General features: G+C 40.9%; 33 protein-coding genes. All 33 read left to right on the top strand.

Annotated features, from left to right (window positions below):
- Window positions 1-52: 52 nt before the first annotated feature.
- The 33 genes from rplC to QM865_RS02885 all read left to right on the top strand — a co-directional run bounded on the left by rplC (window position 53) and on the right by QM865_RS02885 (window position 20,989).
- Complete coding sequence (gene rplC / locus QM865_RS03045) at window positions 53-679, top strand: 50S ribosomal protein L3 (protein ID WP_000160197.1); 627 nt, start codon at window positions 53-55, stop codon at window positions 677-679.
- Window positions 680-703: 24 nt separating this feature from the next.
- Window positions 704-1,327: a 50S ribosomal protein L4 gene (gene rplD, locus QM865_RS03040; protein ID WP_000024537.1), complete on the top strand. Its 624-nt coding sequence runs from the start codon at window positions 704-706 to the stop codon at window positions 1,325-1,327.
- Complete coding sequence (locus QM865_RS03035) at window positions 1,327-1,623, top strand: 50S ribosomal protein L23 (RefSeq protein WP_001055347.1); 297 nt, start codon at window positions 1,327-1,329, stop codon at window positions 1,621-1,623. Before rplD ends, QM865_RS03035 begins: the two co-directional genes overlap by 1 nt.
- Window positions 1,624-1,640: 17 nt before the next feature.
- Complete coding sequence (rplB, locus tag QM865_RS03030) at window positions 1,641-2,474, top strand: 50S ribosomal protein L2 (RefSeq protein WP_000512911.1); 834 nt, start codon at window positions 1,641-1,643, stop codon at window positions 2,472-2,474.
- 103 nt (window positions 2,475-2,577) lie between these two features.
- Window positions 2,578-2,859, top strand: coding sequence for a 30S ribosomal protein S19 (gene rpsS, locus QM865_RS03025; protein ID WP_000533766.1), 282 nt, complete (start codon window positions 2,578-2,580; stop codon window positions 2,857-2,859).
- A gap of 11 nt (window positions 2,860-2,870) precedes the next feature.
- Window positions 2,871-3,215, top strand: coding sequence for a 50S ribosomal protein L22 (gene rplV / locus QM865_RS03020; RefSeq protein ID WP_000818137.1), 345 nt, complete (start codon window positions 2,871-2,873; stop codon window positions 3,213-3,215).
- A 12-nt stretch (window positions 3,216-3,227) separates the two neighbouring features.
- Window positions 3,228-3,881: a 30S ribosomal protein S3 gene (rpsC, locus tag QM865_RS03015; RefSeq protein WP_000529936.1), complete on the top strand. Its 654-nt coding sequence runs from the start codon at window positions 3,228-3,230 to the stop codon at window positions 3,879-3,881.
- Between the two features lie 3 nt (window positions 3,882-3,884).
- Window positions 3,885-4,298 carry a 50S ribosomal protein L16 gene (rplP, locus tag QM865_RS03010; RefSeq protein ID WP_000960946.1) on the top strand — a complete coding sequence of 138 codons (414 nt, stop codon included), beginning with the start codon at window positions 3,885-3,887 and terminating at the stop codon, window positions 4,296-4,298.
- 9 nt (window positions 4,299-4,307) lie between these two features.
- Entirely contained in the window at window positions 4,308-4,514 is a 207-nt protein-coding gene (gene rpmC / locus QM865_RS03005; protein WP_414305979.1) for a 50S ribosomal protein L29, read from the top strand.
- 24 nt (window positions 4,515-4,538) lie between these two features.
- Window positions 4,539-4,799 (top strand): 30S ribosomal protein S17, encoded by a 261-nt coding sequence (gene rpsQ, locus QM865_RS03000; protein ID WP_000440801.1) that lies wholly within the window; start codon window positions 4,539-4,541, stop codon window positions 4,797-4,799.
- Window positions 4,800-4,824: 25 nt separating this feature from the next.
- Complete coding sequence (gene rplN / locus QM865_RS02995) at window positions 4,825-5,193, top strand: 50S ribosomal protein L14 (RefSeq protein ID WP_000616545.1); 369 nt, start codon at window positions 4,825-4,827, stop codon at window positions 5,191-5,193.
- A 77-nt stretch (window positions 5,194-5,270) separates the two neighbouring features.
- A complete protein-coding gene (gene rplX, locus QM865_RS02990; RefSeq protein ID WP_000497691.1) occupies window positions 5,271-5,576 on the top strand; it encodes a 50S ribosomal protein L24 in 306 nt (101 codons plus the stop codon).
- 23 nt (window positions 5,577-5,599) lie between these two features.
- Window positions 5,600-6,142: a 50S ribosomal protein L5 gene (gene rplE / locus QM865_RS02985; protein ID WP_000013542.1), complete on the top strand. Its 543-nt coding sequence runs from the start codon at window positions 5,600-5,602 to the stop codon at window positions 6,140-6,142.
- Between the two features lie 17 nt (window positions 6,143-6,159).
- On the top strand, window positions 6,160-6,345 hold the full coding sequence (locus tag QM865_RS02980) for a type Z 30S ribosomal protein S14 (RefSeq protein WP_001085697.1): 186 nt from the start codon (window positions 6,160-6,162) through the stop codon (window positions 6,343-6,345).
- A gap of 284 nt (window positions 6,346-6,629) precedes the next feature.
- Window positions 6,630-7,028, top strand: coding sequence for a 30S ribosomal protein S8 (gene rpsH / locus QM865_RS02975; protein ID WP_000245504.1), 399 nt, complete (start codon window positions 6,630-6,632; stop codon window positions 7,026-7,028).
- A 192-nt stretch (window positions 7,029-7,220) separates the two neighbouring features.
- Window positions 7,221-7,757, top strand: a complete 537-nt coding sequence (gene rplF, locus QM865_RS02970) for a 50S ribosomal protein L6 (protein WP_033684406.1) — start codon at window positions 7,221-7,223, stop codon at window positions 7,755-7,757.
- Between the two features lie 83 nt (window positions 7,758-7,840).
- The gene (rplR, locus tag QM865_RS02965; RefSeq protein ID WP_000624044.1) at window positions 7,841-8,197 is read left to right on the top strand and encodes a 50S ribosomal protein L18; all 357 of its coding nucleotides are present in this window, start codon (window positions 7,841-7,843) and stop codon (window positions 8,195-8,197) included.
- 17 nt (window positions 8,198-8,214) lie between these two features.
- Window positions 8,215-8,709, top strand: coding sequence for a 30S ribosomal protein S5 (gene rpsE / locus QM865_RS02960; RefSeq protein WP_000874202.1), 495 nt, complete (start codon window positions 8,215-8,217; stop codon window positions 8,707-8,709).
- A gap of 13 nt (window positions 8,710-8,722) precedes the next feature.
- Window positions 8,723-8,905 (top strand): 50S ribosomal protein L30, encoded by a 183-nt coding sequence (rpmD, locus tag QM865_RS02955; protein ID WP_000057241.1) that lies wholly within the window; start codon window positions 8,723-8,725, stop codon window positions 8,903-8,905.
- Window positions 8,906-9,049: 144 nt separating this feature from the next.
- Complete coding sequence (gene rplO, locus QM865_RS02950) at window positions 9,050-9,490, top strand: 50S ribosomal protein L15 (protein WP_000766089.1); 441 nt, start codon at window positions 9,050-9,052, stop codon at window positions 9,488-9,490.
- 12 nt (window positions 9,491-9,502) lie between these two features.
- On the top strand, window positions 9,503-10,813 hold the full coding sequence (secY, locus tag QM865_RS02945; RefSeq protein ID WP_414305978.1) for a preprotein translocase subunit SecY: 1,311 nt from the start codon (window positions 9,503-9,505) through the stop codon (window positions 10,811-10,813).
- A 302-nt stretch (window positions 10,814-11,115) separates the two neighbouring features.
- Window positions 11,116-11,754 carry an adenylate kinase gene (locus QM865_RS02940; RefSeq protein ID WP_001050436.1) on the top strand — a complete coding sequence of 213 codons (639 nt, stop codon included), beginning with the start codon at window positions 11,116-11,118 and terminating at the stop codon, window positions 11,752-11,754.
- Window positions 11,755-11,870: 116 nt separating this feature from the next.
- The gene (gene infA / locus QM865_RS02935) at window positions 11,871-12,089 is read left to right on the top strand and encodes a translation initiation factor IF-1 (RefSeq protein WP_001029883.1); all 219 of its coding nucleotides are present in this window, start codon (window positions 11,871-11,873) and stop codon (window positions 12,087-12,089) included.
- 24 nt (window positions 12,090-12,113) lie between these two features.
- Entirely contained in the window at window positions 12,114-12,230 is a 117-nt protein-coding gene (gene rpmJ / locus QM865_RS02930) for a 50S ribosomal protein L36 (protein ID WP_001808836.1), read from the top strand.
- Window positions 12,231-12,247: 17 nt separating this feature from the next.
- Complete coding sequence (rpsM, locus tag QM865_RS02925) at window positions 12,248-12,613, top strand: 30S ribosomal protein S13 (RefSeq protein WP_000090781.1); 366 nt, start codon at window positions 12,248-12,250, stop codon at window positions 12,611-12,613.
- Between the two features lie 17 nt (window positions 12,614-12,630).
- Window positions 12,631-13,014, top strand: coding sequence for a 30S ribosomal protein S11 (gene rpsK / locus QM865_RS02920; RefSeq protein ID WP_001118385.1), 384 nt, complete (start codon window positions 12,631-12,633; stop codon window positions 13,012-13,014).
- A gap of 42 nt (window positions 13,015-13,056) precedes the next feature.
- Window positions 13,057-13,992: a DNA-directed RNA polymerase subunit alpha gene (locus tag QM865_RS02915; RefSeq protein WP_000568988.1), complete on the top strand. Its 936-nt coding sequence runs from the start codon at window positions 13,057-13,059 to the stop codon at window positions 13,990-13,992.
- An 11-nt stretch (window positions 13,993-14,003) separates the two neighbouring features.
- On the top strand, window positions 14,004-14,390 hold the full coding sequence (gene rplQ / locus QM865_RS02910) for a 50S ribosomal protein L17 (protein WP_000331493.1): 387 nt from the start codon (window positions 14,004-14,006) through the stop codon (window positions 14,388-14,390).
- A 264-nt stretch (window positions 14,391-14,654) separates the two neighbouring features.
- On the top strand, window positions 14,655-14,921 hold the full coding sequence (locus tag QM865_RS02905; protein ID WP_020901855.1) for an ACT domain-containing protein: 267 nt from the start codon (window positions 14,655-14,657) through the stop codon (window positions 14,919-14,921).
- Between the two features lie 9 nt (window positions 14,922-14,930).
- Window positions 14,931-16,268, top strand: a complete 1,338-nt coding sequence (locus tag QM865_RS02900; protein ID WP_060805948.1) for a PFL family protein — start codon at window positions 14,931-14,933, stop codon at window positions 16,266-16,268.
- Window positions 16,269-16,512: 244 nt separating this feature from the next.
- Window positions 16,513-17,205: a histidine phosphatase family protein gene (locus QM865_RS02895; RefSeq protein ID WP_414305977.1), complete on the top strand. Its 693-nt coding sequence runs from the start codon at window positions 16,513-16,515 to the stop codon at window positions 17,203-17,205.
- Window positions 17,206-17,365: 160 nt separating this feature from the next.
- The gene (leuS, locus tag QM865_RS02890) at window positions 17,366-19,867 is read left to right on the top strand and encodes a leucine--tRNA ligase (RefSeq protein ID WP_414305976.1); all 2,502 of its coding nucleotides are present in this window, start codon (window positions 17,366-17,368) and stop codon (window positions 19,865-19,867) included.
- 60 nt (window positions 19,868-19,927) lie between these two features.
- The gene (locus QM865_RS02885) at window positions 19,928-20,989 is read left to right on the top strand and encodes a GTP pyrophosphokinase (RefSeq protein WP_212573620.1); all 1,062 of its coding nucleotides are present in this window, start codon (window positions 19,928-19,930) and stop codon (window positions 20,987-20,989) included.
- Window positions 20,990-21,154 lie beyond the last annotated feature (165 nt).

The raw sequence follows: 21,154 nt of genomic DNA, 5'->3' as shown, positions 1-21,154 counted from the left end.
CGCTCGTTAAAAACTTTTTGAATAAAAAATATAGAAAAGGAACTATTTTCTCATGACAAAAGGAATCTTAGGGAAAAAAGTGGGAATGACTCAAATCTTCACTGAAGCTGGCGAATTGATCCCTGTAACAGTTATTGAAGCAACTCCAAACGTTGTTCTTCAAGTTAAAACTGTTGAAACAGACGGATACAACGCTATCCAAGTTGGTTTCGATGACAAACGCGAAGTATTGAGCAACAAACCTGCTAAAGGACATGTAGCGAAAGCTAACACGGCTCCTAAGCGCTTCATTCGTGAATTCAAAAACGTTGAAGGCTTGGAAGTTGGTGCTGAAATCACAGTTGAAACATTCGCAGCTGGAGACGTTGTTGATGTAACTGGTACTTCTAAAGGTAAAGGTTTCCAAGGTGTTATCAAACGCCACGGACAATCACGTGGACCAATGGCTCATGGTTCTCGTTACCACCGTCGTCCAGGTTCTATGGGACCTGTTGCACCTAACCGCGTATTCAAAGGTAAAAACCTTGCAGGACGTATGGGTGGCGACCGCGTAACAATTCAAAACCTTGAAGTTGTACAAGTTGTTCCAGAAAAGAACGTTATCCTTATCAAAGGTAACGTACCAGGTGCTAAGAAATCTCTTATCACTATCAAATCAGCAGTTAAAGCTGGTAAATAATAAAGAAAGGGGAAATCAGTCACAATGGCAAACGTAACATTATTTGACCAAACTGGTAAAGAAGCTGGCCAAGTTGTTCTTAACGATGCAGTATTTGGTATCGAACCAAATGAATCAGTTGTGTTTGATGTGATCATCAGCCAACGCGCAAGCCTTCGTCAAGGAACACACGCTGTTAAAAACCGCTCTGCAGTATCAGGTGGTGGACGCAAACCATGGCGTCAAAAAGGAACTGGACGTGCTCGTCAAGGTTCTATCCGCTCACCACAATGGCGTGGTGGTGGTGTTGTCTTCGGACCAACTCCACGTTCATATGGCTACAAACTTCCACAAAAAGTTCGTCGCCTAGCTCTTAAATCAGTTTACTCTGAAAAAGTTGCTGAAAACAAATTCGTAGCTGTAGACGCTCTTTCATTTACAGCTCCAAAAACTGCTGAATTTGCAAAAGTTCTTGCAGCATTGAGCATCGATTCTAAAGTTCTTGTTATCCTTGAAGAAGGAAATGAATTCGCAGCTCTTTCAGCTCGTAACCTTCCAAACGTGAAAGTTGCAACTGCTACAACTGCAAGTGTTCTTGACATCGCAAATAGCGACAAACTTCTTGTCACACAAGCAGCTATCTCTAAAATCGAGGAGGTTCTTGCATAATGAATTTGTATGATGTTATCAAAAAACCTGTCATCACTGAAAGCTCAATGGCTCAACTTGAAGCAGGTAAATATGTATTTGAAGTTGATACTCGTGCACACAAACTTTTGATCAAGCAAGCTGTTGAAGCTGCTTTCGAAGGTGTTAAAGTTGCCAATGTTAACACAATCAACGTAAAACCTAAAGCTAAACGTGTTGGACGTTACACTGGTTTTACTAACAAAACTAAAAAAGCTATCATCACACTTACAGCTGATTCAAAAGCAATCGAGTTGTTTGCTGCTGAAGCTGAATAATCTAAGGAGGAAATATCGTGGGAATTCGTGTTTATAAACCAACAACAAACGGTCGCCGTAATATGACTTCTTTGGATTTCGCTGAAATCACAACAAGCACTCCTGAAAAATCATTGCTTGTTGCATTGAAGAGCAAGGCTGGTCGTAACAACAACGGTCGTATCACTGTTCGTCACCAAGGTGGTGGACACAAACGTTTCTACCGTTTGGTTGACTTCAAACGTAACAAAGACAACGTTGAAGCAGTTGTTAAAACTATCGAGTACGATCCAAACCGTTCTGCAAACATCGCTCTTGTACACTACACTGACGGTGTGAAAGCATACATCATCGCTCCAAAAGGTCTTGAAGTAGGTCAACGTATCGTTTCAGGTCCAGAAGCAGATATCAAAGTCGGAAACGCTCTTCCACTTGCTAACATCCCAGTTGGTACTTTGATCCACAACATCGAGTTGAAACCAGGTCGTGGTGGTGAATTGGTACGTGCTGCTGGAGCATCTGCTCAAGTATTGGGTTCTGAAGGTAAATACGTACTTGTTCGTCTTCAATCAGGCGAAGTTCGTATGATTCTTGGAACTTGCCGTGCTACAGTTGGTGTTGTCGGAAACGAACAACATGGACTTGTAAACCTTGGTAAAGCAGGACGTAGCCGTTGGAAAGGTATCCGCCCAACAGTTCGTGGTTCTGTAATGAACCCTAACGATCACCCACACGGTGGTGGTGAAGGTAAAGCACCAGTTGGTCGTAAAGCACCATCTACTCCATGGGGCAAACCTGCTCTTGGTCTTAAAACTCGTAACAAGAAAGCGAAATCTGACAAACTTATCGTTCGTCGTCGCAACGAGAAATAATATTAAACTAGTCGCTTAAGCAACTAGTAAATCCGCCAGCTCGGTAGCGCTCCATGTGAGCGCAAGCCGCTGTGGTACAACATTTAAAGGAGAAAATATAAAAATGGGACGCAGTCTTAAAAAAGGACCTTTCGTCGATGAGCATTTGATGAAAAAAGTTGAAGCTCAAGCTAACGACGAAAAGAAAAAAGTTATTAAAACTTGGTCACGTCGTTCAACGATCTTCCCAAGTTTCATTGGTTACACTATCGCAGTTTATGACGGACGTAAACACGTACCTGTTTACATCCAAGAAGACATGGTAGGTCACAAACTTGGTGAATTTGCACCAACTCGTACTTACAAAGGTCACGCTGCAGACGACAAGAAAACACGTAGAAAATAAGGAGAACATAAATGGCAGAAATTACTTCAGCTAAAGCAATGGCTCGTACAGTACGTGTTTCACCTCGTAAATCACGTCTTGTTCTTGATAACATCCGTGGTAAAAGCGTAGCCGATGCAATCGCAATCTTGACATTCACTCCAAACAAAGCTGCTGAAATCATCTTGAAAGTTTTGAACTCAGCTGTAGCTAACGCTGAAAACAACTTTGGTTTGGATAAAGCTAACTTGGTAGTATCTGAAGCATTCGCAAACGAAGGACCAACTATGAAACGTTTCCGTCCACGTGCGAAAGGTTCAGCTTCACCAATCAACAAACGTACAGCTCACATCACTGTAGCTGTTGCAGAAAAATAAGGAGGTAAAATCGTGGGTCAAAAAGTACATCCAATTGGTATGCGTGTCGGCATCATCCGTGATTGGGATGCCAAATGGTATGCTGAAAAAGAATACGCGGATTACCTTCATGAAGATCTTGCAATCCGTAAATTCGTTCAAAAAGAACTTGCTGACGCAGCAGTTTCAACTATCGAAATCGAACGCGCAGTAAACAAAGTTAACGTTTCACTTCACACTGCTAAACCAGGTATGGTTATCGGTAAAGGTGGTGCTAACGTTGATGCACTCCGTGCAAAACTTAACAAATTGACTGGAAAACAAGTACACATCAACATCATCGAAATCAAACAACCTGATTTGGATGCTCACCTTGTAGGTGAAGGAATTGCTCGTCAATTGGAGCAACGTGTTGCTTTCCGTCGTGCACAAAAACAAGCAATCCAACGTGCAATGCGTGCTGGAGCTAAAGGAATCAAAACTCAAGTATCAGGTCGTTTGAACGGTGCAGATATCGCCCGTGCTGAAGGATACTCTGAAGGAACTGTTCCACTTCACACACTTCGTGCAGATATCGATTACGCTTGGGAAGAAGCAGATACTACATACGGTAAACTTGGTGTTAAAGTATGGATCTACCGTGGTGAAGTTCTTCCAGCTCGCAAAAACACTAAAGGAGGTAAATAACCAATGTTAGTACCTAAACGTGTTAAACACCGTCGTGAATTCCGTGGAAAAATGCGCGGTGAAGCAAAAGGTGGAAAAGAAGTAGCATTCGGTGAATACGGTCTTCAAGCTACAACTAGCCACTGGATCACTAACCGCCAAATCGAAGCTGCTCGTATCGCCATGACTCGTTACATGAAACGTGGTGGTAAAGTTTGGATTAAAATCTTCCCACACAAATCATACACTGCTAAAGCTATCGGTGTGCGTATGGGATCTGGTAAAGGGGCACCTGAAGGTTGGGTAGCACCAGTTAAACGTGGTAAAGTGATGTTCGAAATCGCTGGTGTATCTGAAGAGATTGCACGTGAAGCGCTTCGTCTTGCTAGCCACAAATTGCCAGTTAAATGTAAATTCGTAAAACGTGAAGCAGAATAAGGAGAAGGCATGAAACTTAATGAAGTAAAAGAATTTGTTAAAGAACTTCGTGGTCTTTCTCAAGAAGAACTCGCGAAGCGCGAAAACGAATTGAAAAAAGAATTGTTTGAACTTCGTTTCCAAGCTGCTACTGGTCAATTGGAACAAACAGCTCGCTTGAAAGAAGTTAAAAAACAAATCGCTCGTATCAAAACAGTTCAATCTGAAGAGAAATAATAGACTAGGGAAGGAGAAATTTCAATGGAACGCAATAATCGTAAAGTTCTTGTTGGACGTGTTGTATCTGACAAAATGGACAAGACAATCACAGTTGTAGTTGAAACAAAACGTAACCACCCAGTCTATGGTAAACGTATTAACTACTCTAAAAAATACAAAGCTCATGATGAAAACAATGTTGCCAAAGAAGGCGATATCGTACGTATCATGGAAACTCGTCCGCTTTCAGCTACAAAACGTTTCCGTCTTGTAGAAGTTGTTGAAGAAGCGGTCATCATCTAATCAAACCTGAAAGGAGAAAACTGAAATGATTCAAACAGAAACTCGTTTGAAAGTCGCAGACAACAGCGGTGCTCGCGAAATCTTGACTATCAAAGTTCTTGGTGGTTCAGGACGTAAATTTGCAAACATCGGTGATGTTATCGTGGCATCTGTAAAACAAGCTACTCCTGGTGGTGCGGTTAAAAAAGGTGACGTTGTTAAAGCAGTTATCGTTCGTACTAAATCAGGTGCTCGTCGTGCTGATGGTTCATACATCAAATTTGACGAAAACGCAGCAGTTATCATCCGTGAAGATAAAACTCCTCGCGGAACACGTATCTTTGGCCCAGTTGCACGTGAATTGCGTGAAGGTGGCTTCATGAAGATCGTGTCACTTGCTCCAGAAGTACTTTAATTTTTAGAAACAAACTAGTCCCCTAGCTTAAAGCTAGGGTGCCCTTATGGGCGTAAGAAAAATCAAGGAGAAACCTAATGTTTGTAAAAAAAGGCGACAAAGTTCGCGTAATCGCTGGTAAAGATAAGGGAACAGAAGCTGTTGTCCTTACTGCCCTTCCAAAAGTAAACAAAGTTATCGTTGAAGGTGTTAACATTGTTAAGAAACACCAACGTCCAACTAACGAGCTTCCTCAAGGTGGTATCATCGAGAAAGAAGCAGCTATCCACGTATCAAACGTTCAAGTATTGGACAAAAATGGTGTAGCTGGTCGTGTTGGTTACAAATTTGTAGACGGTAAAAAAGTTCGCTACAACAAAAAATCAGGCGAAGTGCTTGATTAATCACGAAGGAAAGGAGAAGTATAATGGCAAATCGTTTAAAAGAAAAATATCTTAATGAAGTAGTTCCTGCTTTGACAGAACAATTCAACTACTCATCAGTGATGGCTGTGCCTAAAGTAGATAAGATCGTTTTGAACATGGGTGTTGGTGAAGCTGTATCAAATGCTAAAAGCCTTGAAAAAGCTGCTGAAGAATTGGCACTTATCTCAGGTCAAAAACCACTTATCACTAAAGCTAAAAAATCAATCGCCGGCTTCCGTCTTCGTGAAGGTGTTGCGATCGGTGCAAAAGTTACCCTTCGTGGTGAACGTATGTACGAATTCTTGGATAAATTGGTTTCAGTTTCACTTCCACGTGTACGTGACTTCCACGGTGTTCCAACAAAATCATTTGATGGACGCGGAAACTACACACTTGGTGTGAAAGAACAATTGATCTTCCCAGAAATCAACTTCGATGACGTTGACAAAACTCGTGGTCTTGACATCGTTATCGTAACAACTGCTAACACTGACGAAGAGTCACGTGCATTGCTTACAGGCCTTGGAATGCCTTTTGCAAAATAATATAGGAGGTAAATTTAATGGCTAAAAAATCAATGATTGCTAAGAACAAACGTCCAGCGAAGTTCTCTACTCAAGCTTATACTCGTTGTGAAAAATGTGGTCGTCCACATTCAGTTTACCGCAAATTTAAACTTTGCCGTGTTTGCTTCCGTGAATTAGCTTACAAAGGACAAATTCCTGGTGTAACAAAAGCATCTTGGTAATTTAAGATATCAAGGGCGTCAAAACTCTAAGTGAAAATAGGAAACTTGACGAAGAAACTGAAGTTTCTAGGAAAGTTTATCTTTTTCACACAGAGTTTAGCCCGGGTTCAGTTGGGCTTGCCAATTTGAACACGAGCTACAGCTTTGGCAAAAAAGACCAATTTTCTTTGGAGCATCGCTCCTGCATCAAATTGCCTATTTTTGCTCTTGCTGTTACGCTCTTTGTATCATGTATTAACTAGCAAGTGCAACTTGCAAACTACTAGTAAGAGGAGAAAAACAAAATGGTTATGACTGACCCAATCGCAGACTTCCTAACTCGTATTCGTAATGCTAACCAAGCTAAACACGAAGTACTTGAAGTACCTGCATCAAACATCAAAAAAGGGATTGCTGAAATCCTTAAACGCGAAGGTTTTGTAAAAAACGTTGAAATCATCGAAGATGACAAACAAGGCATCATCCGTGTATTCCTTAAATATGGACCAAACGGTGAAAAAGTTATCACTAACTTGAAACGTGTTTCTAAACCAGGACTTCGTGTCTACAAAAAACGTGAAGACCTTCCAAAAGTTCTTAACGGACTTGGAATTGCTATCCTTTCAACTTCTGAAGGTTTGCTTACTGATAAAGAAGCACGCCAAAAGAATGTTGGTGGGGAAGTTATCGCTTACGTTTGGTAAAATCAAGATACAAAGCTCGTAAAGAACAAAGCAAAATTAGGAAGTTGGAGAAGTTTGTTTACAAACAAGCCAACTTATCTATTTTGCACAGTTCTTAGAGCGTGTTCAATTTAGCTATTGAACTCAATAAGTATCTTTAACCCCGTGAAAACTGGCCATTCTGGCCTGACAATTTAACAGGAGAAAATAAACATGTCACGTATTGGTAATAAAGTTATCGTGTTGCCTGCTGGTGTTGAACTCACTAACAATGACAACGTTGTAACTGTAAAAGGACCTAAAGGAGAACTTACTCGTGAGTTCTCAAAAGATATTGAAATCCGTGTGGAAGGTACTGAAGTAACTCTTCACCGTCCAAACGATTCAAAAGAAATGAAAACTATCCACGGAACTACTCGTGCCCTTTTGAACAACATGGTTGTTGGTGTATCGGAAGGATTCAAGAAAGAACTTGAAATGCGCGGGGTTGGTTACCGTGCACAACTTCAAGGAACTAAACTTGTTTTGGCTGTTGGTAAATCTCATCCAGACGAAGTTGAAGCTCCAGAAGGAATTACTTTTGAACTTCCAAACCCAACAACAATCGTTGTTAGCGGAATTTCAAAAGAAGTAGTTGGTCAAACAGCTGCTTACGTACGTAGCCTTCGTTCACCAGAGCCATATAAAGGTAAAGGTATCCGTTACGTTGGTGAATTCGTTCGCCGTAAAGAAGGTAAAACAGGTAAATAATGTTGAGTGGTTGATTCTCAACCACCAACCTATTTTCCAACTTTGTGCATAGCACACGATTTAAAACTAAAGAGGTGAAAACTGTGATTTCAAAACCAGATAAAAACAAACTCCGCCAAAAACGCCACCGTCGCGTTCGCGGAAAACTCTCTGGAACTGCTGATCGCCCACGTTTGAACGTATTCCGTTCTAATACAGGCATCTACGCTCAAGTGATTGATGACGTAGCGGGTGTAACGCTCGCAAGTGCTTCAACTCTTGACAAAGAAGTTTCAAAAGGAACTAAAACTGAACAAGCCGTTGCTGTCGGTAAACTCGTTGCAGAACGTGCAAACGCTAAAGGTATTTCAGAAGTGGTGTTCGACCGCGGTGGATATCTATATCACGGACGTGTGAAAGCTTTGGCTGATGCAGCTCGTGAAAACGGATTGAAATTCTAATAGGAGGACACTAGAAAATGGCATTTAAAGACAATGCAGTTGAATTAGAAGAACGCGTAGTTGCTGTCAACCGTGTTACAAAAGTTGTTAAAGGTGGACGTCGTCTTCGTTTCGCAGCTCTTGTTGTTGTTGGTGACCACAACGGTCGCGTAGGATTTGGTACTGGTAAAGCTCAAGAAGTTCCAGAAGCAATCCGTAAAGCAGTAGACGATGCTAAGAAAAACTTGATCGAAGTTCCTATGGTTGGAACAACAATCCCACACGAAGTTCTTTCAGAATTCGGTGGAGCTAAAGTATTGTTGAAACCTGCTGTAGAAGGTTCTGGAGTTGCCGCTGGTGGTGCAGTTCGTGCCGTTGTGGAATTGGCAGGTGTGGCAGATATTACATCTAAATCACTTGGTTCTAACACTCCAATCAACATTGTTCGTGCAACTGTTGAAGGTTTGAAACAATTGAAACGCGCTGAAGAAGTTGCTGCCCTTCGTGGTATTTCAGTTTCTGATTTGGCATAAGAAAGGGGATAAAATGGCTCAAATTAAAATTACTTTGACTAAGTCTCCAATCGGACGCATTCCATCACAACGTAAAACTGTTGTAGCACTTGGACTTGGCAAATTGAACAGCTCTGTTATTAAAGAAGACAACGCTGCTATCCGTGGTATGATCACAGCAGTATCTCACTTGGTAACAGTTGAAGAAGTAAACTAATGAATCTTTAGGGGATGTGCAGTATACCATCCCCTAAAACTAGATATAGTCATCTATGATGACGTCGTATAGGCGAGTTGATGGGGGAGACAACCTTTTCTCCCTTATCGGCGCTAGCATTTTACAAAAGAGGAGAAAATAAAAATGAAACTTCATGAATTGAAACCTGCAGAAGGTTCTCGTAAAGTACGTAACCGCGTTGGTCGTGGTACTTCATCAGGTAACGGTAAAACATCTGGTCGTGGTCAAAAAGGTCAAAAAGCTCGTAGCGGTGGCGGAGTTCGTCTTGGTTTTGAAGGTGGACAAACTCCATTGTTCCGTCGTCTTCCAAAACGTGGATTCACTAACATCAACGCTAAAGAATACGCAATTGTGAACCTTGACCAATTGAACGTCTTTGAAGATGGTGCTGAAGTTACTCCAGTTGTTCTTATCGAAGCAGGAATTGTTAAAGCTGAAAAATCAGGTGTTAAGATTCTTGGTAACGGTGAGTTGACTAAGAAATTGACTGTGAAAGCAGCTAAATTCTCTAAATCAGCTGAAGAAGCTATCACTGCTAAAGGTGGTTCAGTAGAAGTCATCTAAGAGAGGTGACCTATGTTTTTTAAATTATTAAGAGAAGCTCTTAAAGTCAAGCAGGTTCGATCAAAAATTTTATTTACAATTTTTATCGTTTTGGTCTTTCGTATCGGGACTAGTATTACAGTTCCTGGTGTGAATGCCAATAGCTTGAATGCTTTAAGTGGATTATCCTTCTTAAACATGTTGAGCTTGGTGTCAGGGAATGCCATGAAAAACTTCTCAGTTTTTGCACTTGGTGTTAGTCCCTACATTACAGCCTCTATCGTTGTCCAACTCTTGCAAATGGATATTTTACCGAAGTTTGTAGAGTGGGGGAAACAAGGGGAAGTAGGTCGAAGAAAATTGAATCAAGCTACTCGTTATATTGCTCTAGGTCTAGCCTTTGTGCAATCTATCGGGATTACAGCTGGTTTTAATACTTTGGCTGGAGCTCAATTGTTGAAAACGGCTCTTACTCCACAAGTCTTTATCATGATTGGTATCATCTTAACAGCTGGTAGCATGATTGTGACGTGGTTGGGAGAGCAAATTACAGATAAGGGATACGGAAATGGTGTTTCTATGATTATCTTTGCCGGGATTGTTGCCTCAATTCCAGAGATGATTCAGGGCATCTATGTAGACTACTTTGTGAATGTTCCAAGTAGCCGTATTACCTCATCTATCATTTTCGTAATCATCTTGATTATTACTGTTTTGTTGATCATTTACTTTACAACTTATGTTCAACAAGCAGAATACAAAATTCCAATCCAATATACAAAGGTTGCACAAGGTGCTCCATCTAGCTCTTACCTTCCATTGAAGGTAAACCCTGCTGGAGTTATCCCTGTTATCTTCGCAAGTTCGATTACTGCAGCGCCTGCGGCTATTCTTCAGTTTTTGAGCGCTACAGGCCATGATTGGGCTTGGGTAAGAACAGCACAAGAAATGCTGGCAACAACTTCACCAACTGGTATTGCCATGTATGCTTTGTTGATTATTCTCTTTACATTCTTCTACACGTTTGTACAGATTAATCCTGAAAAAGCGGCAGAGAACCTACAAAAGAGCGGTGCCTATATCCACGGAGTTCGTCCTGGTAAAGGTACAGAAGAATATATGTCTAAACTTCTTCGTCGTCTTGCAACTGTTGGTTCCCTCTTCCTTGGTGTGATTTCTATTTTACCGATTGTTGCAAAAGATGTTTTCGGACTTTCAGAAGCAGTTGCTTTTGGAGGAACTAGTCTTTTGATCATTATCTCTACAGGTATTGAAGGAATCAAACAATTGGAAGGATACCTATTGAAACGTAAGTATGTTGGTTTCATGGATAGAACAGAATAAAAGTATTTACTGATACTCTTCGAAAATCAAATTCAAACCACGTCAGCTTCACCTTGCCGTAGTACGGTTACTGACTTCGTCAGTTATATCCACAACCTCAAAACAGTGTTTTGAGCAGCCTGTGGCTAGCTTCCTAGTTTGCTCTTTGATTTTCATTGAGTATGAATCAGTAAATGCTGAGGGAGTGGAGGTTTAAACTCTGACATTTGTGAGAGTTTGATCTCCCCTCTTCTATTTTGTTTTTAAATAGGGGTGAAAAGACTTTTTGCTTCTATTTAAAAATAAAATAAGGAGATCAAATCATGAATCTTTTGATTATGGGCTTACCTGGTGCAGGTAAGGGAACTCAAGCAGCAAAAATCGTAGAACAATTCCATGTTGCACATATCTCAACAGGTGATATGTTCCGTGCTGCTATGGCAAATCAAACTGAAATGGGTGTTCTTGCTAAGTCATACATTGACAAGGGTGAATTGGTTCCTGACGAAGTTACAAATGGAATCGTAAAAGAACGTCTTTCACAAGATGATATTAAAGAAACAGGATTCTTGTTGGATGGTTACCCACGTACAATCGAACAAGCTCATGCCTTGGACAAAACATTGGCTGAACTTGGCATCGAACTGGAAGGTGTTATCAACATCGAAGTGAATCCAGACAGCCTCTTGGAACGTTTGAGTGGCCGTATCATCCACCGCGTAACTGGAGAAACTTTCCACAAGGTCTTTAACCCACCAGTTGACTATAAAGAAGAAGATTACTACCAACGTGAAGATGATAAGCCTGAGACAGTCAAACGTCGTTTGGATGTGAATATTGCTCAAGGGGAACCAATCATTGCTCACTACCGTGCCAAAGGTTTGGTTCATGACATCGAAGGTAATCAAGATATCAATGATGTCTTCTCAGATATCGAAAAAGTATTGACAAATTTGAAATAAAGCGTTTTTCACACTTGCAAAAATCCGCTACAAATGTTATACTGAGATAGTCTGACTTATAATTGTTGTCTCTGTGTCTAGAGGCATCGAATCGAAATTTATGGAGGTGCTTTTGCGTGGCAAAAGACGATGTGATTGAAGTTGAAGGCAAAGTAGTTGATACAATGCCGAATGCAATGTTTACGGTTGAACTTGAAAATGGACATCAGATTTTAGCAACAGTTTCTGGTAAAATTCGTAAAAACTATATTCGTATTTTAGCGGGAGATCGTGTTACTGTCGAAATGAGTCCATATGACTTGACACGTGGACGTATCACTTACCGCTTTAAATAATCGAAAAACTTGGAGGGATAAGAAATGAAAGTAAGACCATCGGTCAAACCAATTTGCGAATACTGTAAAGTTATTCGTCGTAATGGTCGTGTTATGGTAATTTGCCCAGCAAATCCAAAACACAAACAACGTCAAGGATAAGATAGAAAGGAGAAAACATGGCTCGTATTGCTGGAGTTGACATTCCAAATGACAAACGCGTAGTAATCTCATTGACTTATGTTTATGGTATCGGACTTGCAACATCTAAGAAAATTTTGGCTGCTGCTGGAATCTCAGAAGATGTTCGTGTACGTGATTTGACATCAGATCAAGAAGATGCTATCCGTCGTGAAGTGGATGCAATCAAAGTTGAAGGTGACCTTCGTCGTGAAGTAAACTTGAACATTAAACGTTTGATGGAAATCGGTTCATACCGTGGTATCCGTCACCGTCGTGGACTTCCTGTCCGTGGACAAAACACTAAAAACAACGCTCGCACTCGTAAAGGTAAAGCTGTTGCGATTGCTGGTAAGAAAAAATAATATAGGAGGTAAAAGTCTTGGCTAAACCAACACGTAAACGTCGTGTGAAAAAGAATATCGAATCTGGTATTGCTCATATTCACGCTACATTTAATAACACTATTGTTATGATTACTGATGTGCATGGTAATGCAATTGCTTGGTCATCAGCTGGTGCTCTTGGTTTCAAAGGTTCTCGTAAATCTACACCATTCGCTGCTCAAATGGCTTCTGAAGCTGCTGCTAAATCTGCACAAGAACACGGTCTTAAATCAGTTGAAGTTACTGTAAAAGGTCCAGGTTCTGGTCGTGAGTCAGCTATTCGTGCGCTTGCTGCCGCTGGTCTTGAAGTAACAGCAATTCGTGATGTGACTCCAGTGCCACACAATGGTGCTCGTCCTCCAAAACGTCGCCGTGTATAATCATCGCATTACACTGCTTTTCGTTTAAGAGGGAGTAACTAAATGATCGAGTTTGAAAAACCAAATATAACAAAAATTGATGAAAATAAAGATTATGGCAAGTTTGTAATCGAACCACTTGAACGTGGCTACGGTACAACTCTTGGTAACTCTCTTCGTCGTGTACTTCTAGCTTCTCTACCAGGAGCAGCTGTGACATCTATCAATATTGATGGTGTGTTACATGAGTTTGACACAGTTCCAGGTGTTCGTGAAGACGTGATGCAAATCATTCTGAACATTAAAGGAATTGCAGTGAAATCGTACGTTGAAGACGAAAAAATCATCGAACTAGATGTTGAAGGTCCTGCTGAAGTAACAGCTGGTGACATTTTGACAGATAGCGATATTGAAATTGTAAATCCAGATCATTATCTCTTTACAATCGGTGAAGGTTCTTCTCTAAAAGCGACTATGACTGTTAACAGTGGTCGTGGATATGTACCTGCAGATGAAAATAAAAAGGATAATGCACCAGTTGGGACACTTGCTGTAGATTCTATTTATACACCAGTTACCAAAGTCAACTATCAAGTTGAACCTGCTCGTGTAGGTAGCAACGATGGTTTTGACAAACTAACCCTTGAAATCTTGACAAATGGAACAATTATTCCAGAAGATGCTTTAGGGCTTTCAGCACGTATTTTGACAGAACATCTTGATTTGTTTACAAATCTTACTGAGATTGCTAAGTCAACTGAAGTGATGAAAGAAGCTGATACTGAATCTGACGACCGTATTTTGGATCGTACGATTGAGGAACTAGACTTGTCTGTGCGTTCATACAACTGTTTGAAACGTGCCGGTATCAATACTGTGCATGATTTGACAGAAAAATCTGAAGCAGAGATGATGAAAGTACGAAATCTTGGACGCAAGAGTTTGGAAGAAGTGAAACTCAAACTCATTGATTTGGGTCTTGGATTAAAAGATAAATAAAGGAGGAATACATGGCTTACCGTAAACTAGGACGCACTAGCTCACAACGTAAAGCGATGCTTCGCGATTTGACAACTGACCTTTTGATCAACGAATCAATCGTGACAACTGAAGCTCGTGCTAAAGAAATCCGTAAAACTGTTGAAAAAATGATTACTCTAGGTAAACGTGGTGATTTGCATGCACGTCGTCAAGCAGCTGCTTTCGTACGTAATGAAATCGCATCTGAAAACTATGATGAAGCAACTGATAAGTACACTTCTACTACAGCACTTCAAAAATTGTTCTCAGAAATCGCACCTCGTTATGCTGAACGTAACGGTGGATACACTCGTATCCTTAAAACTGAACCACGTCGTGGTGATGCAGCGCCAATGGCGATCATCGAATTAGTATAAAATCATCAATTTTGTTGAGTGTTATGATGATGGAGTCTTGTGCTCTTAGTCTAGCTCTGGTCTACCGCTAGGATCTCGGTCCTAGCGGGAACACTCATCATAAGTTGGGATAGTAGACGCTTGTTTACGAAATTGTTTTTTTCTTAAGAACAACTTCGTAAGCAGGCGTTTTTGAGTATTTTAGTTAGAATTATGCTATACTATTTGAAAAGAATCCTGTTTAATGTTCAGGTTTCCTATTAAAAGAAGAATTGGAGTTTGCTTATGAAAGCGATTATAACTGTTGTTGGTAAAGATAAATCTGGAATTGTTGCAGGTGTTTCTGGTAAAATTGCAGAATTGGGTTTGAATATTGATGATATCTCTCAAACTGTTTTGGATGAATATTTTACGATGATGGCTGTCGTCTCTAGTGATGAAAAGCAAGATTTTACCTATCTTCGTAATGAGTTTGAAGCCTTTGGGGAAACTTTGAATGTAAAAATCAATATTCAGAGTGCTGCCATTTTCGAAGCTATGTATAATATCTAGGAGGTGTATATGGATATTAGACAAGTTACTGAAACCATTGCCATGATTGAGGAGCAAAACTTCGATATCAGAACTATTACCATGGGGATTTCCCTTTTGGACTGTATCGATCCGGATATCAATCGTGCTGCGGAGAAAATTTATCAAAAGATTACGACCAAGGCAGCTAATTTAGTAGCAGTTGGGGATGAAATTGCAGCGGAGTTGGGAATTCCAATCGTTAATAAGCGTGTATCGGTGACACCCATTTCTCTGATTGGGGCAGCGACAGATGCGACAGACTATGTGGTTCTGGCAAAAGCACTCGATAAGGCTGCGAAAGAGATTGGTGTGGACTTTATCGGTGGCTTCTCTGCCTTGGTACAAAAGGGTTATCAAAAGGGAGATGAGATTCTCATCAATTCTATTCCTCGTGCTTTGGCTGAAACGGACAAGGTCTGCTCGTCAGTCAATATTGGCTCAACCAAGTCTGGTATTAATATGACGGCTGTAGCAGATATGGGACGTATTATCAAGGAAACGGCTAATTTATCTGATATGGGTGCAGCTAAGTTGGTTGTATTTGCTAATGCTGTTGAGGACAATCCATTTATGGCGGGTGCCTTCCATGGTGTCGGGGAAGCAGATGTTATCATCAATGTCGGAGTTTCTGGTCCTGGTGTGGTGAAGCGTGCCTTGGAAAAAGTTCGTGGAGAGAGCTTTGACGTAGTAGCCGAAACGGTCAAGAAGACTGCCTTCAAGATTACTCGTATCGGTCAATTGGTTGGTCAAATGGCCAGTGAGAGACTGGGTGTGAAGTTTGGTATTGTGGACTTGAGTTTGGCGCCAACTCCTGCGGTTGGAGATTCTGTTGCACGTGTCCTTGAAGAAATGGGGCTAGAAACAGTTGGTACGCATGGAACGACGGCTGCCTTGGCTCTCTTGAATGACCAAGTTAAGAAGGGAGGAGTTATGGCCTGCAACCAAGTTGGTGGTTTGTCTGGTGCCTTTATCCCTGTTTCAGAGGATGAAGGAATGATTGCTGCAGTGCAAAATGGTTCTCTTAATTTGGAAAAACTAGAAGCTATGACGGCTATCTGTTCTGTTGGTTTGGATATGATTGCCATTCCGGAGGATACACCTGCTGAAACCATTGCGGCTATGATTGCAGATGAAGCGGCAATTGGTGTCATTAACATGAAAACAACAGCTGTTCGTATCATTCCAAAAGGAAAAGAAGGCGATATGATTGAGTTTGGTGGCCTATTAGGAACTGCACCCGTTATGAAGGTCAATGGGGCTTCGTCTGTCGATTTCATCTCTCGTGGAGGACAAATTCCAGCACCAATTCATAGTTTTAAAAATTAAGAAAATAGGAGAAATTTTAAGTTCTATTTAAGGTTGGATGTGTATACTATAGTCATTAAATAAAGACCTCCTAATATTATTTGAAACAGATAACACTGATTTAGTTTGAATTTGATTTTCATCTAATATCTTTATTTAATAGAACTCCTAAACTTTTTCATAATAATCTCCTGCAAAAGTCGCCTGTATGGGTGGCTTTTGTTTTATCATCCATGATATAATAGAAGCAAACGGAGGACGGAAAATGGTAAAAGTACGATTGTATTTGGTACGTCATGGCAAGACCATGTTTAACACGATTGGTCGCGCGCAAGGTTGGAGCGATACTCCCTTAACAGCTGAAGGTGAGCGAGGGATTCAAGAATTAGGGATTGGTTTGCGAGAATCTGGTCTACAGTTTGAGCGTGCTTATTCGAGTGATTCTGGTCGTACCATTCAGACTATGGGAATCATACTTGACGAACTTGGCCTGCAAGGGAAAATCCCTTATCGCATGGACAAGCGTATCAGAGAATGGTGTTTTGGCAGCTTTGATGGAGCCTACGATGGCGATCTTTTCATGGGCATCATTCCTCGTATCTTTAATGTGGACCATGTTCACCAATTGTCTTATGCTGAACTGGCTGAGGGCTTGGTAGAGGTTGACACAGCTGGTTGGGCTGAAGGCTGGGAAAAACTCAGTGGCCGAATCAAGGAGGGCTTTGAAGCGATTGCCAAAGAAATGGAAGAGCAGGGTGGGGGTAATGCCCTCGTTGTCAGCCACGGAATGACCATTGGAACCATTGTTTATCTGATTAATGGCATGCATCCGCATGGTCTCGATAATGGTAGCGTGACGATTCTTGAATATGAGGACGGCCAGTTTAGCGTGGAGGTTGTTGGTGACCGTAGTTACCGAGAACTAGGACGGGAGAAGATGCAAGAGACAAATAGTTAATATAAGTTAGCTCCAAGTGGGGGCTAATTTTTTATACTGTTATATAAGCTGGATTTGCGATTCAGTCTTTCTTGGCATACAAGCCCAAAAGAACATTTCTCGTCTTTCAAATTCCCTCAAAAATGGTATAATAGTAACATCACAAAATTGGAGAGAGACCATGAGTTTTTACAATCATAAAGAAATTGAGCCTAAGTGGCAAAGTTACTGGGTAGAACATCATACATTTAAGACTGGAACAGATGCATCAAAACCGAAGTTTTATGCGCTTGATATGTTCCCTTATCCGTCTGGAGCTGGATTGCACGTAGGACATCCAGAAGGCTATACTGCAACCGATATCCTCAGCCGTTTCAAACGTGCGCAAGGATACAATGTCCTTCACCCAATGGGTTGGGATGCTTTTGGTTTGCCTGCAGAGCAATACGCTATGGATACTGGTAATGACCCAGCAGAATTTACGGCGGAGAACATTGCCAACTTCAAACGTCAAATCAATGCGCTTGGCTTCTCTTACGATTGGGATCGTGAAGTCAATACAACAGATCCAAACTATTACAAGTGGACCCAATGGATTTTCACTAAGCTTTACGAAAAAGGCTTGGCCTATGAAGCGGAAGTGCCAGTAAACTGGGTTGAAGAGTTGGGAACAGCCATCGCCAACGAAGAAGTCCTTCCTGACGGAACTTCTGAGCGTGGAGGTTATCCAGTTATCCGCAAACCGATGCGTCAATGGATGCTTAAAATCACGGCTTATGCAGAACGCTTGCTCAACGACTTGGATGAGTTGGATTGGCCAGAGTCTATCAAGGACATGCAACGCAACTGGATTGGGAAATCAACTGGCGCCAATGTAACCTTCAAAGTTAAGGGAACAGACAAGGAATTCACAGTCTTTACCACTCGTCCTGACACCCTTTTCGGTGCGACTTTCACTGTCTTGGCTCCTGAGCATGACTTGGTTGACGCTATCACAAGCCCAGAGCAAGCAGAGGCTGTAGCAGACTACAAACACCAAGCTAGTCTGAAATCAGACTTGGCTCGTACAGATCTTGCTAAAGAAAAAACAGGAGTTTGGACTGGTGCTTATGCCATCAACCCTGTAAACGGCAAGGAAATTCCAATCTGGATTGCAGACTATGTTCTTGCTAGTTATGGAACAGGTGCGGTAATGGCTGTTCCTGCCCACGACCAACGTGACTGGGAATTTGCCAAACAATTTGACCTTCCAATCGTAGAAGTGCTTGAAGGTGGAAACGTTGAAGAAGCTGCCTACACAGAAGATGGACTTCATGTTAATTCAGACTTCCTAGATGGATTGAACAAAGAAGCTGCTATTGCTAAGATTGTGGCTTGGTTGGAAGAAAAAGGCTGTGGTCAGGAGAAGGTGACCTACCGTCTTCGCGACTGGCTCTTTAGCCGTCAACGTTACTGGGGTGAACCAATTCCAATCATTCATTGGGAAGATGGAACTTCAACAGCTGTTCCTGAAAGTGAATTGCCACTTGTCTTGCCTGTAACCAAGGATATCCGTCCTTCAGGTACTGGAGAAAGTCCACTAGCTAACTTGACAGACTGGCTTGAAGTGACTCGTGAAGATGGTGTCAAGGGTCGTCGTGAAACAAACACCATGCCACAATGGGCTGGTTCAAGCTGGTATTACCTCCGCTATATTGACCCACATAACACTGAGAAATTGGCCGATGAGGACCTCCTCAAACAATGGTTGCCGGTAGATATCTACGTGGGTGGAGCAGAGCATGCCGTTCTTCACTTGCTTTATGCTCGTTTCTGGCACAAATTCCTTTACGACCTTGGTGTTGTTCCAACAAAAGAGCCATTCCAAAAACTCTTTAACCAAGGCATGATTTTGGGAACAAGCTACCGTGACCACCGTGGGGCTCTTGTGGCGACTGATAAGGTTGAAAAACGTGACGGTTCTTTCTTCCATGTGGAAACAGGGGAAGAGTTGGAGCAAGCACCAGCCAAGATGTCTAAATCTCTTAAGAACGTTGTCAACCCAGATGACGTAGTGGAACAATACGGTGCCGATACTCTTCGTGTCTATGAAATGTTCATGGGCCCACTTGATGCTTCAATCGCTTGGTCTGAAGAAGGTCTGGAAGGAAGCCGTAAATTCCTAGACCGTGTTTACCGTTTGATTACGATTAAGGAAATCGTTGCGGAAAACAATGGCGCTCTTGACAAGGTCTACAATGAAACAGTCAAATCTGTCACAGAGCAAATCGAGTCTATGAAATTCAACACAGCTATTGCCCAACTCATGGTCTTTGTCAACGCCGCTAACAAGGAAGACAAGCTCTATGTGGACTACGCTAAAGGCTTTATCCAATTGATCGCCCCATTTGCGCCTCACTTGGCAGAAGAACTCTGGCAAACAGTGGCAGCAACAGGTGAATCAATTTCTTATGTCGCTTGGCCAACATGGGACGAAAGCAAATTGGTTGAAGATGAAATCGAAATCGTCGTCCAAATCAAAGGAAAAGTCCGTGCCAAACTTATGGTCGCTAAAGACCTATCACGCGAAGAATTGCAAGAAATCGCTCTAGCGGATGAAAAAGTCAAAGCAGAAATTGACGGCAAGGAAATCGTGAAAGTGATTAGTGTACCAAATAAATTGGTTAATATTGTTGTGAAATAATTGTAGACTATAGATGATTAAACAAGAAACAAGTTTTTGTTCACTTTTTGGGAGGTACTAATGAGGACTCAAAGTCATAAGGAGATTGTTGAAGAATATTCTGCTTCACGGGGGAGTTATGAAGGTTGCTTAGATTATGTAGAGAATACTGTGGAGAGTATTATTAAAAGTCAATCTATTAACGTTCATGAAATAATTGGGAGAGTAAAAACTGTAGAGTCTCTTGAAGGCAAAGTAAAAAGGAAAAATTATTCTAATTTAGCTGAGATTACCGATTTATGCGGTATTCGTATCATAACGTACTTTAGTGATGATGTTGATAAAATAGCTGAGTTAATCAGTCAAGAATTCGAGGTTGATGTAGAGAATACTATTGATAAACGTAAAAGTGAGGATCCAACAAAATTTGGTTATGTTTCACTTCATTATGTGGTGGGTTTAAAAGAAGGGACTACTCCATCTACTTTATATGGTAGATTTAAGAATATAAAATTAGAGATACAAATTAGGACAGTTATGCAGCATGCCTGGGCTGAAATTGAACATGATTTGGGATATAAAAGTAAGGAAGATATACCTGATCAATATAGAAGACAATTCTCCAGATTGGCGGGACTAATTGAATTAGCCGATGATAATTTTTTACAGTTAAAAAATAATATTAATAACTATGAGCAGGAGGTAAGAAAAAAATTACCTACTTCAAAAGAAGAATTACCAATAGATAGTAGTACACTTATGACTTATGTAACGGAAGATCCAAATTACATTAAGTTACTGGATGAGATTAAACTGTTAGATGTGCCCATAAATTTTAATATTAACAGTTCTTATCTATCCACTGTAGTCCAGAGAGCAAAAAGTTTGGGCTTAAAGACTATAGGAGATATAGATAAATTATTAGAAAAATATAAAGATATCTTTCTAAGAGTATATGAAATTGAGATGGATATTGTACATTATACGGGTATATCGGTATTGACTCCATTATTGCACATCACTAATGTGTTAGAATCAGTTAATAATATTAATATTTCTGATGAAAAATTTATGAAAGTTTCTGATGCTGAATTTTCAGATGAATTTGGTATATCGTATCCAAATAAAGTTTATGAAGGTTAAAAAGTAATTTTTTAAATATGAAAAGAGGGGTTTCCTATTTGACTAAGTTGAATAATTCGTAGTGTTGCTCTTTCTAAAGTGAAAGTGATTGCGGTACCGAACAAACTTGTTAATATTGTTGTGAAATAAAAATGAATCCTTCGGAGCTAAGCTCTGGAGGATTTT

Source organism: Streptococcus mitis (genome assembly GCF_047462815.1).
Classification (GTDB): Bacteria; Bacillota; Bacilli; order Lactobacillales; family Streptococcaceae; genus Streptococcus; species Streptococcus mitis_DO.
Note: the sequence above shows the minus strand (reverse complement) of the source record. Positions and strands in the feature narration are given on the sequence as shown.

Coding starts and splice junctions, on each gene's coding strand:
- rplC (WP_000160197.1), top strand. CDS start 53: ATGACAAAAGGAATCTTAGGGAAAAAAGTGGGAATGACTCAAATCTTC.
- rplD (WP_000024537.1), top strand. CDS start 704: ATGGCAAACGTAACATTATTTGACCAAACTGGTAAAGAAGCTGGCCAA.
- QM865_RS03035 (WP_001055347.1), top strand. CDS start 1,327: ATGAATTTGTATGATGTTATCAAAAAACCTGTCATCACTGAAAGCTCA.
- rpsS (WP_000533766.1), top strand. CDS start 2,578: ATGGGACGCAGTCTTAAAAAAGGACCTTTCGTCGATGAGCATTTGATG.
- rplV (WP_000818137.1), top strand. CDS start 2,871: ATGGCAGAAATTACTTCAGCTAAAGCAATGGCTCGTACAGTACGTGTT.
- rplP (WP_000960946.1), top strand. CDS start 3,885: ATGTTAGTACCTAAACGTGTTAAACACCGTCGTGAATTCCGTGGAAAA.
- rpmC (WP_414305979.1), top strand. CDS start 4,308: ATGAAACTTAATGAAGTAAAAGAATTTGTTAAAGAACTTCGTGGTCTT.
- rpsQ (WP_000440801.1), top strand. CDS start 4,539: ATGGAACGCAATAATCGTAAAGTTCTTGTTGGACGTGTTGTATCTGAC.
- rplN (WP_000616545.1), top strand. CDS start 4,825: ATGATTCAAACAGAAACTCGTTTGAAAGTCGCAGACAACAGCGGTGCT.
- rplX (WP_000497691.1), top strand. CDS start 5,271: ATGTTTGTAAAAAAAGGCGACAAAGTTCGCGTAATCGCTGGTAAAGAT.
- rplE (WP_000013542.1), top strand. CDS start 5,600: ATGGCAAATCGTTTAAAAGAAAAATATCTTAATGAAGTAGTTCCTGCT.
- QM865_RS02980 (WP_001085697.1), top strand. CDS start 6,160: ATGGCTAAAAAATCAATGATTGCTAAGAACAAACGTCCAGCGAAGTTC.
- rpsH (WP_000245504.1), top strand. CDS start 6,630: ATGGTTATGACTGACCCAATCGCAGACTTCCTAACTCGTATTCGTAAT.
- rplF (WP_033684406.1), top strand. CDS start 7,221: ATGTCACGTATTGGTAATAAAGTTATCGTGTTGCCTGCTGGTGTTGAA.
- rpsE (WP_000874202.1), top strand. CDS start 8,215: ATGGCATTTAAAGACAATGCAGTTGAATTAGAAGAACGCGTAGTTGCT.
- rpmD (WP_000057241.1), top strand. CDS start 8,723: ATGGCTCAAATTAAAATTACTTTGACTAAGTCTCCAATCGGACGCATT.
- rplO (WP_000766089.1), top strand. CDS start 9,050: ATGAAACTTCATGAATTGAAACCTGCAGAAGGTTCTCGTAAAGTACGT.
- secY (WP_414305978.1), top strand. CDS start 9,503: ATGTTTTTTAAATTATTAAGAGAAGCTCTTAAAGTCAAGCAGGTTCGA.
- QM865_RS02940 (WP_001050436.1), top strand. CDS start 11,116: ATGAATCTTTTGATTATGGGCTTACCTGGTGCAGGTAAGGGAACTCAA.
- rpmJ (WP_001808836.1), top strand. CDS start 12,114: ATGAAAGTAAGACCATCGGTCAAACCAATTTGCGAATACTGTAAAGTT.
- rpsM (WP_000090781.1), top strand. CDS start 12,248: ATGGCTCGTATTGCTGGAGTTGACATTCCAAATGACAAACGCGTAGTA.
- QM865_RS02915 (WP_000568988.1), top strand. CDS start 13,057: ATGATCGAGTTTGAAAAACCAAATATAACAAAAATTGATGAAAATAAA.
- rplQ (WP_000331493.1), top strand. CDS start 14,004: ATGGCTTACCGTAAACTAGGACGCACTAGCTCACAACGTAAAGCGATG.
- QM865_RS02905 (WP_020901855.1), top strand. CDS start 14,655: ATGAAAGCGATTATAACTGTTGTTGGTAAAGATAAATCTGGAATTGTT.
- QM865_RS02900 (WP_060805948.1), top strand. CDS start 14,931: ATGGATATTAGACAAGTTACTGAAACCATTGCCATGATTGAGGAGCAA.
- QM865_RS02895 (WP_414305977.1), top strand. CDS start 16,513: ATGGTAAAAGTACGATTGTATTTGGTACGTCATGGCAAGACCATGTTT.
- leuS (WP_414305976.1), top strand. CDS start 17,366: ATGAGTTTTTACAATCATAAAGAAATTGAGCCTAAGTGGCAAAGTTAC.
- QM865_RS02885 (WP_212573620.1), top strand. CDS start 19,928: ATGAGGACTCAAAGTCATAAGGAGATTGTTGAAGAATATTCTGCTTCA.